Source organism: Alterirhizorhabdus solaris (genome assembly GCF_007785815.1).
GTDB lineage: Bacteria > Pseudomonadota > Alphaproteobacteria > Sphingomonadales > Sphingomonadaceae > Alterirhizorhabdus > Alterirhizorhabdus solaris.
Window position 1 is genome coordinate 1 of sequence record NZ_VNIM01000003.1, and the last position, 12,983, is coordinate 12,983.

A 12,983-nucleotide genomic window follows, 5' to 3' on the forward strand; every position below is an offset into this window, starting at 1 on the left:
CGCCCGGCCCCTACATGGGCGGGCATGAAATATCTCCACACCATGATCCGCGTGTCCGATCCGGACGCCACCGTGAAATTCTTCGAGCTGCTCGGCCTGCGCGAGGTGAGGCGGATCGACAACGAGAAGGGCAGGTTCAGCCTGATTTTCCTCGCAGCGCCGGGCGACGAGGCCGCACAGGTGGAGCTGACCCACAACTGGGGCGAACAGGGCTATGACGGCGGTCGCAATTTCGGCCACCTCGCGTACCGCGTCGACGATATCTACGAGACGTGCGCGCGGCTGGCGGAGGCCGGCGTGACGATCAATCGCCCGCCCCGCGACGGCCACATGGCCTTTGTCCGCACGCCCGACGATATCTCGATCGAGTTGCTGCAGGCGGGCGATCCGCTGCCGGCCGCAGAGCCGTGGGCCTCGATGCCAAACACCGGCGTCTGGTAGGCGCCGTGCCGCGGCTGCTGGTCAATATCGACGTGCCCGATCTGGCAGCGGCCGAGGCCTTCTATACGCAGGGGCTCGGCTTCGTCCCCGGTCGCCGGTTCGGCACGGCGGTGACGGAACTGACCGGCGGCGAGACCCCGCTGTATCTTATCGCCCGGCCCGAACGCGACTATGCGCGTCACTGGACGCCGATGCATCTCGATCTCGTCGTCGACGATCTCGAAGCGGCGGCGGCACAGGCCGAGGCCGCGGGCGCCGTGCCGGAGGGTGGTCTATGCTCTGCCGGCTATGGCCGCATCGCCACCTTTGCCGATCCGTTCGGCCACGGTTTCTGTCTCATCCAGTTCAGTGCGGAGGGTTATGATGCCATCGCCGATTGAAGTCGTCCGCATCCCCGTCCTCAGCGACAATTATGTGTGGCTGATGCACGATCATGACAGCGGCGAGACGGTGGCGATCGACCCGTCGGTCGCCGAGCCGGTGCTGGCGGCGGCGGCTGCGAAAGGCTGGCGGATCGGGCAGGTCTGGAACACGCACTGGCACGGTGACCACACCGGCGGCAACGCCGCGATCAAGGCGGCAACCGGCTGCACCATCACCGGCCCGGCGTCGGAGGCGGCGAAGATCCCGACGCTGGACCGTACCGTCGCCGAGGGCGATGCGGTGCGGATCGGCGCGCACGCCGCGACGGTGATCGAGGTGCCGGCGCATACCGCCGGCCACATCGCCTTCCATCTGGCGGAGGACGCGATCGTCTTCGTTGGCGACACTTTGTTTGCAATGGGTTGCGGCCGGCTGTTCGAAGGGACGGCGGCGCAGATGTTCGCCAACATGCAGCGGCTGGCTGCGCTGCCACCCGAGACGACGGTGTATTGCGCGCACGAGTACACCGAGTCGAACGGCCGCTACGCCCGCGTCGCGGAGCCGGACAATCGCGCCATCGCGGAGCGGCTGGACACCGTGCTGGCGGCACGCGCCAAGGGCGAGGCGACCGTACCGACCACGATCGCGCTGGAACGCGAAACCAACCCCTTCATGCGTGCCGCAAGTGCGGACGAACTGGCCGAGCGGCGCGCGGCGAAGGATTCGTTCAAGGGTTGAGCGCCGGCCGGTGCTGCGCGATTTATCCGCCGGATCAGTAGGTTGAAATCGACAAATGCCATCGCGTGGCAAATGCGAACCATGCTACCGTCTGCGGGCACGCCGCCCCGAAAGGCCTAGCCCCATGCGTATCGCGATCGCCCTCGCCGCCCTCGCCCTGCCGCTGTCGGTACTTGCTGCAAAGCCCGAGCGCCCGCCGATCCCCGAAACCCCCAGTCCCAGGCTGGCCCAAGCCCTGAAGGGGCGCATCGCCGGCAAGCCCGTGGGCTGCATCAACCTGCGGCCGCAACTCTCTTCGCAGATCGTGGATAGTACGGCGATCATCTACAAGGAGAGCCGCCGCCGCTGGTATGTCACCTACCCCAATCGCGGCGACTGTCCCGGCCTCGCCCCCGGCCGCTCGATCATCACCCGTACGCCCGGCACGCGGCTATGCTCGGGCGATCTGGCGCGGGTTGTCGATCTGCCGATGCGCTTCGAATATGGCAGTTGCGCGTTCAGCGACTTCACACCCTATGTGAAGTGACGCGCTATTTCCCCCGGTAAAGGGCGTCCAGCCGGTCAACATAGGCCGTGCGGATCACGTGGCGGCGGATCTTCATCGAGGGGGTAAGCTGTTCGTTCTCGATGGTGAAGGGCGCATCGGCGATCAGGATACGGCGCACCTTTTCGGTCGTCGACAAATGGGCGTTTACCCGATCGACCGCTGCCATCAGTGCGCGCTGGAACTTCGGCTCCTCGTGCAGCGTGGCAGGATCGAGCCCTTCCGCCGCGCCCCATGCGCGTGCCCATTCCGGATCGGGCACGATCAGGCCGACGAGGTGCGGCCGGCTGTCCCCCGCCACCATCGCCTGCAGGATTTCCGGCTCCAGCGTCAGCATCCCCTCGATCCGTTGGGGCGCGACATTGTCGCCCTTGTCGTTGACGATGAGGTCCTTCTTGCGATCGGTGATGACGACGCGACCCTGCGCGTCGAGGTGGCCGATGTCGCCGGTATGGAGCCAGCCGTCCTGCAACACCCGCGCGGTTTCCTCCGGGTTGCGCCAGTAGCCGTGCATCACCAGTTCGCCGCGCACGAGAATCTCGCCATCGTCGGCGATGCGCACCTCGGTATCGGCGATCGGTGGCCCGACCGAATCCATGCGGATGCCGGCCTTCGGGCGGTTGCACGAGATGATCGGCGCTGATTCGGTCTGCCCGTAGCCTTGCAGCAGGGTGATGCCGAGCGAGTGGAAGAACAGGCCGACCTCTGGATTGAGCGGCGCCCCGCCCGCCACCATCGCCTTCAACCGCCCGCCGAACTTCGCCCCGACCTGCGGGCGCAGCGTGCGCGAGAGGATCAGGTCCAGCGGCCGGTCACGCAACCGCATTCCGCCGTGCGCCTCGGCCGCCGCGCCGATCGCCAGCGCGCGGCGCAGCAGATATTGCGGCACCCTGCCCTGCTTGCCGATCGCCTTCAGCACGCGGGCGCGCAGCACCTCGAACAGGCGCGGCACCACCACCATGATCGTCGGCCGCACTTCCTCGATATTCGAGGCGAGCTTCTCCAGCCCTTCCGAATAATAGATCTGCGCGCCCAACCCGATCGGCAGGAACTGGCCCCCGGTGTGCTCATAGGCGTGGGAGGCGGGCAGGAAGCTGAGGAACACCTCGTCCCCCCAGCCGAAATCCTCGGCGATCACGGCGGAGGCGCCGGCGACGTTGTGCAGGATCGCGCCGTGATGCTGGCACACCCCGCGCGGCGCGCCGCCGGTGCCGCTGGTGTAGATGATGCACGCCAGATCCTCGCGGGCGAACCCGGCGGCGGCGGCGCAGGCGGCCATCTCGCCGGGGTGGGCATCGATCAGCCCCTGCCAGTCGTGAACGTGCGCCGCGCCGGACTGGCCGATCCGCAGCGGCTCGATCCCGATCACGATGCCGCAGGCGGACGAGCGCATCACCGCCGGCATCAGCGTGCGTGCCAGCTTCGGCGTCGAGACGATCACCGCGCGCGCGCCGCTGTTCTCCAGGATGTGGGCGTGGTCGCGTTCGGTGTTGGTGATGTAGGTCGGCACCGTCACGCAACCGGCGGCCATGATCGCCAGATCGGCGATGCACCATTCGGGTCGGTTCTCCGACACCAGCATCACCCGGTCGCCGGGCATCAGGCCGATCGCGCGCAGCGCCTTCGCCATCGCCGACACCTGCGCGCCGGCCTGCGCCCAACTGGTCGATCGCCACGCCCCCTCATGCTTCGCCCAGAGGAACGGCGCGTCGCCCAGCGTCGCCACGCGCGCTGCGAACATCGCGACGAGGTTCGGGAATCGTTCGAGTCTGCGCATCGCCTCCCCTTCCCGCCGCTTATTCGGCCAGTGCCACGCCTTCGCTGCGTGGATCGGCGGCGCCGCGCCAGCCGGTTGCGGTGCGCTCGATCGCGTTGACCTTCGATCCGACGTCCGCGACGACGACGGTCTGGCCGAGACGCTCCAGCGCCGGCTTCATCGCGGCAAGGCTCGTGCCCCGTTCCACCAGCAGCGCGCCGCCGCCGAAGTAGATGTTGGGCAGCGCGATCGCATCGGCCACCGGCAGCCCCCAGTCGAGCACGCCGACCAGCGTTTTCAGCACATGCATCGGGATGCGTCGCCCCCCGGCCGAGCCGAGGGCCAGCACCACCCTGCCCCGCGCATCATAGACGATCGTCGGTGCCATGGAGGAGAGCGGCCGCTTGCCCGCCTCAACCCGATTGGCGACGGGGGCGCCGTCCCACTCGGGCGCGAAGCTGAAATCGGTCAGCTCGTTGTTGAGCACCATCCCGTCCGTGACGATCTGGCTGCCGAACGGCCCCTCGACGGTGGAGGTCATCGTGACGACATCGCCCTGCCCGTCGACGGTGACGAAGTTGGTGGTGGCCGGCACCTCCGACGAGACGGCGGCGGTGCGCGGGGCGGCGCCGGGGGGCGTGCCCGCCTCGTAGCGGGGCAGCGAACTTGCCGGGTCGATCAAGAGCGCGCGACGGGCGATGTACCGCTTGTCCAGCAGCCCGGCGAGCGGCACCGCGACGAAATCGGTATCGCCCAGATATTTGTCACGATCGGCGTAGGCCAGCTGCATCGCCTCCCCGATCAGGTGCCACGATATCGGATTGTCCGGCCCCAGTGCCTTCATGTCGAAACGTTCGAGCAGGCCGAGGATCTGGAGCACCGTCATCGCGCCGGCCGAAGGCGGCCCCATCCCGCACAGCCGGTATGTCCGGTACGGCGCGCACACCGCCGGCCGTTCCTTGGCCTCGTAGCCGGCGAGATCGGCGGCGGTCAGCGCGCTGGGATTGCGCTTCGCCGTCGCCCCCGCCGTGGTGATCGAGGCGGCGACGGGGCCGGTGTAGAAGGCATCCGCCCCCCCTTGCGCGATCGTCCGCAGCAGCCGGGCAAGCGCGGGGTTGCGCAGCGTGGCGCCCGCCACCGGCGGCTTGCCGCCCGGATGGTAGAGCGCGGTGATCGCGGGAAAATCGCCCCACAGCCGGTCCACCGCGCCCACCGCCGCCACCAGCCGGGGGGTGGCGGCAAAGCCACCGTCGGCCAGCGCGATCGCCGGCTCGAACAGGGTGGCCCACGGCAGTCGGCCCCAGCGCCGGTGCGCCGCCGCCATCAGCCGCACGTTGCCCGGTACGCCCACCGAAAGCCCACCGGCCACCGCCTGCACGAACGGCAGCGGCTTGCCGTCCGCCCCCAGGAAACGGCGCGGGCCGGCGGCGGCGGGGGCCGTCTCGCGGCCGTCGATCGTGCTCACCTGCCCGCGCGCGTCGCTGTGGACGAGGAAGCCGCCGCCGCCGATGCCGGACGATTGCGGCTCCACCACGGTCAGCGCGATCATCGTGGCCATCGCCGCATCGGTGGCGGTGCCGCCGGCGCGCAGCATCGCCTGCCCCGCCGCCGCCGCGCGCGGATCCGCGGCCGAGACGACGCCGCCCTTCGCCAGCGCCACGGCCGGCAGGGAGAGGAACAGGACGAAGGAGAGGAGGAACCGCTGGATCATCCGCCGGACAGTAAAGCCTCGCGGGAAGGCGGCAAGCCCCCGCCTATCCCCGCCCCACCGCATCGGCCACGGAGCCGAAACCGTCCCGCGCCAGCAACGTGGCCAGCCCGTCCGCGATCCGCTTCGCCAGCCCCGGCCCCTGATAGACGAGCGCGCTGTACAGCTGCACGAGGCTCGCCCCCGCCAGGATGCGGGCATAGGCCTGATCGGCGGTGGCGATACCGCCCGCCGCGATCAGCGGCATGTGGCCGGCGGTGGCCGCGCGGAAATCGATCAGCCGACGCAGCGCCAGATCGTGCAGCGGTGCGCCGGAAAGCCCGCCCGTCTCCCCCGCCAGCGGCGACAGCAACGAAGGCCGCGAGATCGTGGTGTTCGACACGATCAGCGCATCCACCCCCCGGCGCAGCGACACCTCGGCGATGTCGTCCATGTCTGCCGGCGTCAGATCGGGCGCCAGCTTGAGGAAGATCGGTGGCCCCTGCCGACCCCGCGCCTCCACGACTGCGGCCAGCAGTTCATCCAGCGCATCGCGCGACTGGAGCGTGCGCAGGCCCGGCGTATTGGGCGACGAGACGTTGACCGTGAGGTAGCTCGCGACGCCGCGCATCACCGTCACGCCCGTCACATAGTCGGCGATGCGGTCGGTCGCATCCTTGTTGGCGCCGATGTTCACGCCCACCACGCCGCCACGCGCGCGCCGTCGCAGCAGTCGCTCCAGCGCCGCTGCCTGCCCGCCGTTGTTGAAGCCGAAGCGATTGATGACCGCCTCGTCCTCGACCAGGCGGAACAGGCGCGGGCGCGGGTTGCCCGGCTGCGGCTGCGGCGTGAGCGTGCCGACCTCGACGAAGCCGAAGCCCGTCGCCAGCATCGCATCGGGCACCTGCGCGTCCTTGTCGAACCCGGCCGCCAACCCGACCGGCGAGGGGAAGTCGATGCCGGCGATCCGGCTGGCCAGCACCGCCGGAAACTTCGGTCGTCGCCCCCCCGGGCGAAGGCGCAGCGCGGTGATGGTCGCACGATGCGCCTTCTCGGCGTCGACGGAGAAAATCAGCGGACGGAGGGTGCGATACAGACTCATTCGCGGGGCTATGGCGCAGCCGTCCGGCTTAGGCGACCCCTGACGGATCACCGACAATTGCCTCCATTCCGGCGGCATCCATTAAATAGACAGGAGTGTGTCGTTTCCATCCAATGCAGCCGCCGGCGCCCGGTCTAGAAGGTGTTTGCGACCCGAAGGAGCCTTACTCACGTGAGGTACCTTTCACTTAGGGCCCGGCCGAGAGATCGGCCGGGCCTTTTTTTCGATGACACGATCTTCGATCGGTGCGACCGCATGAGCGGGTCGTAAGGCGAACTGGGGTTTCGTTGTCATGCGGATACGTTTGCCGGGGGCGGCGACAAGCATCGGCCTTCGCTATTTCGAGCCGGCGCCCGATCTCGCGGCGCTCGTATCTTCCTATTACCTGTTCCGCGCGGACGTGACGCGGGTGGCGGACGTGATGCGCGCCGATCTCGGCCAGATCCGCTTCATGTTGCGCGGCTGCGGGCATTACATGTTCGGCGACCAGATCGTCGAGACGCCCGAGGTCTGCCTGCTCGGGCCGAGCAACGCGGCGACCCGGTTCGACGTGGCCGGCCCGCTGCTGGTGTTCGGCATCGGCCTGCATCCGGCCGGCTGGGCCGCACTCGTCCGTGAGGACGCCAGCCTCCACGCGGATCGTGCCGGCAATGCGGTAGGCCGCTTCGGGCCGCTGCTGGAGGATGCGCTCGACGCGATGAGGTCCGCGCCCGACACGCAGGCGATGGTCAGCATCGCCGACGTGGTGATTCGCGCGCTCACCCCGCAGGCGGCGGAGGCACCGTTCGACCTGACCCGCATCACCGATGCCTGGCTGACCGGCGCGACCGACCCGAGCGTGGATGCGCTGGTCGCCAGCCTCGGCGTATCGGCGCGGCAGGCGGAACGGCTGACCAAGCGCATCTACGGCGCGCCCCCCAAGCTGCTGGCACGCAAGTATCGCACGCTGCGCGCCGCCTCGCTGATCGGCACGAGCGAACTGCACTGGTCCGAGGCGGCGGGCGATGCCTTCTTCGACCAGTCCCACTTCATCCGCGACTTCAAGCGGTTTACCGGGCTGACCCCCACCCTGTTCCAGAACGATCCGCCGCCGGTGACGCGGCTGACGCTGCAGCGGCGCGGAATCACCGGAAATATTGCCCCGCTCGCGCGGATCAGCTGAACCGGCCGACGATTCGGGGTTGAGCGCCCGGCGGGTGCGGTGCAGCAATAGGCGATGGCACAGGCACCGATCACCCAGAATCCCGACATCCGATTCCTCGGCAAGCAGCTGGGCGACGTCATCCGCGCCTATGGCGGCGAGGCGCTGTTCCGGCGGATCGAGTATATCCGCTCCACCTCGGTCGATCGCCATCGCGGGATCGTTGAAGCGGATGCGATCGACGCCGGGCTTGAGGCGCTGACGCTGGACGACACGCTGGCCTTCGTGCGTGGCTTCATGCTGTTCTCGATGCTCGCCAATCTGGCGGAGGACCGGCAGGGCGTGGCGACCGAGCCGGGCGCCGATCTCGCCTCGGCGGTCGAGCGGCTGGGCAAGGAAGGCGTCGACCGCGAGGCGATCATGGTGCTGCTCGATCAGGCGCTGGTGGTGCCCGTGCTCACCGCCCACCCCACCGAGGTGCGGCGCAAGAGCATGATCGACCACCGCAACCACATCGCCGCCCTTCTCCAGCTGCGGGATCGCGGACGCGAGGAGACCGACGACGGCGAGATGATCGACGATTCGATCCGCCGCCAGATCGCCCTGCTCTGGCAGACCCGCCCGCTGCGGCGCGAGCGCTTGTACGTGCAGGACGAGATCGACACCGTGCTCGCCTACATGCGCGACATCTTCCTGCCGGTGATCCCGGCGCTGCACGCCCGCTGGAAGCGCACGCTGGGCGAACGCGCACCCTCGTTCCTGCGGCTGGGCAACTGGATCGGCGGCGATCGCGACGGCAACCCGAACGTGAACGCCGACACGCTGCGCTACGCGCTGCGCCGCCAGTCGGAGGTGCTGATCGGCCATTATCTCGAACTCATCCACGCGCTCGGCGCCGAGCTTTCGATCTCCACCGAACTTGCCGAGGTGACGCCGGAGGTGGAGGCGCTGGCCGACAGGAGCCATGACCAGAGCCCCGCCCGCCGCGACGAGCCATATCGCCGCGCGCTTTCCGGCATCTACGCGCGCCTCGCCGGCACCTATCAGGCGCTGACCGGGAACGGCCCGCCACGCCCCGGCACCGTCGCGGCCGACCCCTATGAAAACCCGGAGGCGCTGCGCGAGGATCTGGTCGAGATCGGCCATGCGGTGAAGAAGGGCGGCGGCGGCACGCTGGCCAACGGCGGCGCGATCGGCCGGCTGATCCGCGCGGTCGATACCTTCGGCTTCCACCTCGCCACGCTGGACCTGCGCCAGAACGCCGACGTGCACGAGCGCGTCGTCGCCGAATTGCTGAAGGTCGCCGGGGTGGAGGCGGATTATCTCGCGCTGGACGAGGCGGCGCGCGTTGCGCTGCTGCGCGACGAGCTGGCCGGCGGACGGCTACTGTGGATCGCCTATGCCGATTACTCGGACGAAACCCGCTCGGAGATCGCGATCGTGCAGGCCGCAGCCGAGGCGCACCGGCGCTACGGCCCCCAGTCGATCACCACCTACAACATCTCCAAGGCGGAGAGCGTCTCCGATCTGCTGGAGGTGCATGTCCTGCTGAAGGAGGCGGGCCTGTTCCGCCCCGGCACGGGTGAGACCCCGCCCAGCGCCGCGATTATGGTGGTACCGCTGTTCGAGACGATCGGCGATCTGGAGAACGCGCCCAAGGTGATGGCGGACTGGTTCGCCCTGCCCGAGGCCGCCGCGATCACCGCCGCGCGCGGTCATCAGGAGGTGATGGTCGGCTATTCGGATTCGAACAAGGACGGCGGCTATCTCACCTCGGTCTGGTCGCTGCACCAGGCCAGCCGCGCGCTGGCGCCGGTGTTCGAGCAGGCGGGGGCGGCAATGCAGTTGTTCCACGGGCGTGGCGGCGCGGTCGGGCGCGGCGGCGGTTCCTCGTTCGCCGCGATCCGCGCGCAGCCGCCCGGCACGGTGAAGGGCCGCATCCGCATCACCGAACAGGGCGAGGTGATCGCCGCCAAATACGGCACGCGCGAGAGCGCCGCCGCCAATCTGGAGGCGATGGCCTCCGCCACCCTGCTCGCGTCGCTGGAAAAGCCCTCGCTGCCGCAGAAGGATTTCGAGCGGTATTCGGCGGCGATGGACACGATTTCGTCCGCCGCCTTCACCGCCTATCGCGAGCTGGTGTACGGCACCGACGATTTCCGCACCTTCTTCCGCCAGTTCACTCCCATCGCGGAGATCGCGACGCTCAAGATCGGCTCGCGCCCGGCCAGCCGCACCAAGAGCGACCGGATCGAGGATCTGCGAGCGATCCCGTGGGTGTTCAGCTGGGCGCAGGCGCGGGTGATGCTGCCGGGGTGGTACGGCGTCGGCCACGCACTGAAGGGCTTCAAGGATCAGGCGCTACTGCGCGAGATGCTGGATGCATGGCCGTTCCTGCAGGCGACGCTTGCCAATCTGGAGATGGTGCTGGCTAAATCGGACATGGTGATCGCCAGCCACTATCTGCCGCTGGTGGAGGATCAGGCGATGGCGCAGGCCACCTTCGGCAGCATCCGCGACGGCTGGCAGGTGACGCACGACTGCCTGCTGTCGATCACCCGCCAGACCCGGCTGCTGGAGAAAAGCCCGGCGCTCGATCACTCGATCCGGTTGCGGCTGCCCTATATCGAGCCGCTCAACCACCTTCAGATCGAGCTGCTCAAGCGCCACCGCGCGGGCGAGGACGACCCCCGCATCCGCGAGGGCATCCAGCTCTCGATCAACGCGATCGCGACGGCGTTGCGGAACAGCGGCTAGGCGAAACGCGCCCCTTCCTTGAGGCGGAGGGCAAGGAGGTTACCTGAGGCGGACGCCCCTTGCGCGTGGTGACAGCCAGTCGCAGGCGACAGGGGCGCACCACCGCCCGTCACGCCGACCCACCCGTACCCCGGCCCACCCGTACCCCGGACCACCCGTTCCGCCGGCTTCGTGCGGAAGTTCACGGTGGATCGAGCACGGTGGATCGAGCGACGCCGCCTAACGTCTGATGACGCCGCCCGGAACCCGGACTGCGGCGCCCTCGGAACGGTGGACCCCGGAACAAACTCGGGGCGATGACGCGAGCGTTTCCTCCTCCCATGACGGGACAGCGATCCGCCGTGAGAGCGCCCCGGGAAGGATCTCGCCCGATCCGCCTGTCACAGCCCCTCCCCCCGAAAGGGAGGGGCTGAAAACCTTATTCGAACTCCAGGATCACCGCGTCCACCGCCAGGCTCTCGCCCGCCTTGGCCATCACCGCCTTCACCTTGCCGCTCTTCTCGGCGCGAAGGATGTTCTCCATCTTCATCGCCTCGACGATGGCGAGCGGCTGGCCCGCCTCCACCGCGTCGCCCTCGGCCACGTTCACCGCCGTGACGAGGCCCGGCATCGGGCACAGCAGGAAGCGGGAGAGATCCGGCGGCACCTTCTCGATCATGTGGTGCGCCAGGTCGTTCACCGCCGGGCGCAGCACCCGCAGCGAGTGCGACGCGCCGCGCGTGGTGAAGCGCCAGCCGGTGCGCTTGCGCTCGACCCGGATGATCAGCGGATCGTCGTCCACCGTCGCCTCCACCAGCCGCTGGCCGGGCACGTAGGGCGCATCGACCACGACGACCTCGCCGTCCACCGTCACCGCGCCGACCCCGATCGAGACGAGGTGCTCGGTCCCGTCCAGCGTCACCACCCAGTCATTAGCGGCGGTCGTGGTCGCGACCGCGCTGGACGGTGCGAGCTGGCCGTCGATCAGCCCGGCGCGATCCGCTTCCACGCTAGCGATCATCCCCGCCACCGCCGCGAGCCGCGCGATGAGCCGCGCATCGGCAGGTGCGCCCTTGAACCCCTCGGGATATTCCTCGGCGATGAAGCCGGTGGTGATGTTGCCCGAACGGAAACGCGGATGCTGCATCAGCGCCGACAGGAAATCGACGTTGTGGCCGATGCCGTCGATCTCGAAATTGTCGAGCGCGGCGATCTGCCGGTCGATCGCTTCCTCGCGCGTCTCGCCATACGTCACGAGCTTGGCGATCATCGGATCGTAGAACATCGAGATTTCGGAGCCTTCGTACACCCCGTCGTCCACGCGCACGTTCTCCTGTCCGCTCGGCGGGCGATAGCGCGAAAGGCGCCCGGTCGAAGGCAGGAAGCCGCGATAGGGATCCTCGGCGTACACCCGGTTCTCGATCGACCAGCCCTTGAGCTGCACCTCGTCCTGCGTGAAGGCCAGCTTCTCGCCATAGGCCACGCGGATCATCTGCTCCACCAGATCCAGCCCGGTGATATATTCGGTGACGGGATGCTCCACCTGAAGGCGGGTGTTCATCTCGAGGAAATAAAAGCCCTGCCCCGTGGTGTCCGCACCGGAGACGATCAGCTCCACCGTGCCGGCCGAGAAATAGCCTACCGCCCGCGCCAGCGCGACGGCCTGCTCGCCCATCGCCTTGCGCATCGCCGGGGTGACGAACGGCGACGGCGCCTCCTCCACCACCTTCTGGTGGCGGCGCTGCACCGAGCATTCCCGCTCGTTCAGGTAGAGGATGTTGCCGTGCTTGTCGCCGATCAGCTGGATCTCGATGTGGCGCGGGCTTTCGATGAACTTCTCGATGAACACGCGATCGTCGCCGAAACTGGCCAGCCCCTCGCGCTTGGTCGCCTCGAAGCCCTCGCGCACGTCCTTCTCGCTATAGGCCAGCCGCATGCCCTTGCCGCCGCCGCCCGCCGAGGCCTTCATCATCACCGGATAGCCGATCTCCCCGGCGATCTTCACCGCTTCGTCGGTATCGGCGATCTCGCCGAGGAAACCGGGCACCACGTTGACGCCGGCCTCCTTGGCCAGCTTCTTCGATTCGATCTTGTCGCCCATCGCGGCGATCGCGTTCACCGGTGGGCCGATGAAGGCGATGCCGGCGTCTTCCAGCGCCTGCGCGAAGCTGGTGCGCTCCGACAGGAAACCGTAGCCCGGATGCACCGCCTGAGCGCCGGTGGCCTTGCAGGCGGCGATGATGGCATCGGCCAGCAGGTAGCTCTCGCCAGCCGGCGGCGGCCCGAGCCGCACCGCCTCGTCCGCCATCTGCACATGCTTGGCGCGCGCATCGGCATCGGAATAGACGGCGACCGTCTTGATGCCCATTCTCTTGGCCGTGCGGATCACGCGGCAGGCGATTTCGCCGCGATTGGCGATCAGGATTTTATCGAACATCTATTCGCGTCCTTAGCGTTCGGTTCGTTCACAGACGT

At 68.6% G+C, this 12,983-nt stretch carries 10 protein-coding genes; 6 read left to right on the forward strand and 4 right to left on the reverse strand.

The window, feature by feature from the left end; all coding sequences use genetic code 11:
- The first annotated feature begins 24 nt into the window (after positions 1–24).
- The 4 genes from FOY91_RS01305 to FOY91_RS01320 all read left to right on the forward strand — a co-directional run bounded on the left by FOY91_RS01305 (position 25) and on the right by FOY91_RS01320 (position 2,068).
- Positions 25–441, forward strand: a complete 417-nt coding sequence (locus FOY91_RS01305) for a VOC family protein (RefSeq protein ID WP_145147333.1) — start codon at positions 25–27, stop codon at positions 439–441.
- Positions 442–446: 5 nt separating this feature from the next.
- Positions 447–821, forward strand: a complete 375-nt coding sequence (locus FOY91_RS01310; RefSeq protein WP_145147335.1) for a VOC family protein — start codon at positions 447–449, stop codon at positions 819–821.
- Positions 805–1,542, forward strand: coding sequence for a hydroxyacylglutathione hydrolase (gloB, locus tag FOY91_RS01315; RefSeq protein ID WP_145147337.1), 738 nt, complete (start codon positions 805–807; stop codon positions 1,540–1,542). The genes FOY91_RS01310 and gloB overlap by 17 nt, the downstream gene beginning before the upstream one ends.
- Before the next feature lie 124 nt (positions 1,543–1,666).
- A complete protein-coding gene (locus FOY91_RS01320; protein ID WP_145147339.1) occupies positions 1,667–2,068 on the forward strand; it encodes a hypothetical protein in 402 nt (133 codons plus the stop codon).
- A 4-nt stretch (positions 2,069–2,072) separates the two neighbouring features.
- Here the strand turns inward: FOY91_RS01320 and FOY91_RS01325 are convergent, their stop codons facing one another.
- The 3 genes from FOY91_RS01325 to FOY91_RS01335 are packed head-to-tail and all read right to left on the reverse strand — an operon-like array spanning position 2,073 to position 6,631.
- Entirely contained in the window at positions 2,073–3,863 is a 1,791-nt protein-coding gene (locus FOY91_RS01325; protein WP_145147341.1) for an AMP-dependent synthetase/ligase, read from the reverse strand.
- Positions 3,864–3,882: 19 nt separating this feature from the next.
- Positions 3,883–5,553, reverse strand: coding sequence for a gamma-glutamyltransferase (ggt, locus tag FOY91_RS01330; protein WP_145147343.1), 1,671 nt, complete (start codon positions 5,551–5,553; stop codon positions 3,883–3,885).
- Positions 5,554–5,596: 43 nt separating this feature from the next.
- Entirely contained in the window at positions 5,597–6,631 is a 1,035-nt protein-coding gene (locus tag FOY91_RS01335; protein WP_145147345.1) for a quinone-dependent dihydroorotate dehydrogenase, read from the reverse strand.
- A 292-nt stretch (positions 6,632–6,923) separates the two neighbouring features.
- Between FOY91_RS01335 and FOY91_RS01340 the strand changes: the two genes are divergently transcribed.
- Positions 6,924–7,793: a helix-turn-helix domain-containing protein gene (locus FOY91_RS01340; protein WP_145147347.1), complete on the forward strand. Its 870-nt coding sequence runs from the start codon at positions 6,924–6,926 to the stop codon at positions 7,791–7,793.
- Positions 7,794–7,847: 54 nt separating this feature from the next.
- A complete protein-coding gene (ppc, locus tag FOY91_RS01345) occupies positions 7,848–10,529 on the forward strand; it encodes a phosphoenolpyruvate carboxylase (RefSeq protein WP_145147348.1) in 2,682 nt (893 codons plus the stop codon).
- Positions 10,530–10,947: 418 nt separating this feature from the next.
- Here the strand turns inward: ppc and FOY91_RS01350 are convergent, their stop codons facing one another.
- The gene (locus FOY91_RS01350; protein WP_145147350.1) at positions 10,948–12,945 is read right to left on the reverse strand and encodes an acetyl-CoA carboxylase biotin carboxylase subunit; all 1,998 of its coding nucleotides are present in this window, start codon (positions 12,943–12,945) and stop codon (positions 10,948–10,950) included.
- Positions 12,946–12,983: the final 38 nt, after the last annotated feature.

Coding starts and splice junctions, on each gene's coding strand:
- FOY91_RS01305 (WP_145147333.1), top strand. CDS start 25: ATGAAATATCTCCACACCATGATCCGCGTGTCCGATCCGGACGCCACC.
- gloB (WP_145147337.1), top strand. CDS start 805: ATGCCATCGCCGATTGAAGTCGTCCGCATCCCCGTCCTCAGCGACAAT.
- FOY91_RS01320 (WP_145147339.1), top strand. CDS start 1,667: ATGCGTATCGCGATCGCCCTCGCCGCCCTCGCCCTGCCGCTGTCGGTA.
- FOY91_RS01325 (WP_145147341.1), bottom strand. CDS start 3,863: ATGCGCAGACTCGAACGATTCCCGAACCTCGTCGCGATGTTCGCAGCG.
- ggt (WP_145147343.1), bottom strand. CDS start 5,553: ATGATCCAGCGGTTCCTCCTCTCCTTCGTCCTGTTCCTCTCCCTGCCG.
- FOY91_RS01335 (WP_145147345.1), bottom strand. CDS start 6,631: ATGAGTCTGTATCGCACCCTCCGTCCGCTGATTTTCTCCGTCGACGCC.
- FOY91_RS01340 (WP_145147347.1), top strand. CDS start 6,924: ATGCGGATACGTTTGCCGGGGGCGGCGACAAGCATCGGCCTTCGCTAT.
- ppc (WP_145147348.1), top strand. CDS start 7,848: ATGGCACAGGCACCGATCACCCAGAATCCCGACATCCGATTCCTCGGC.
- FOY91_RS01350 (WP_145147350.1), bottom strand. CDS start 12,945: ATGTTCGATAAAATCCTGATCGCCAATCGCGGCGAAATCGCCTGCCGC.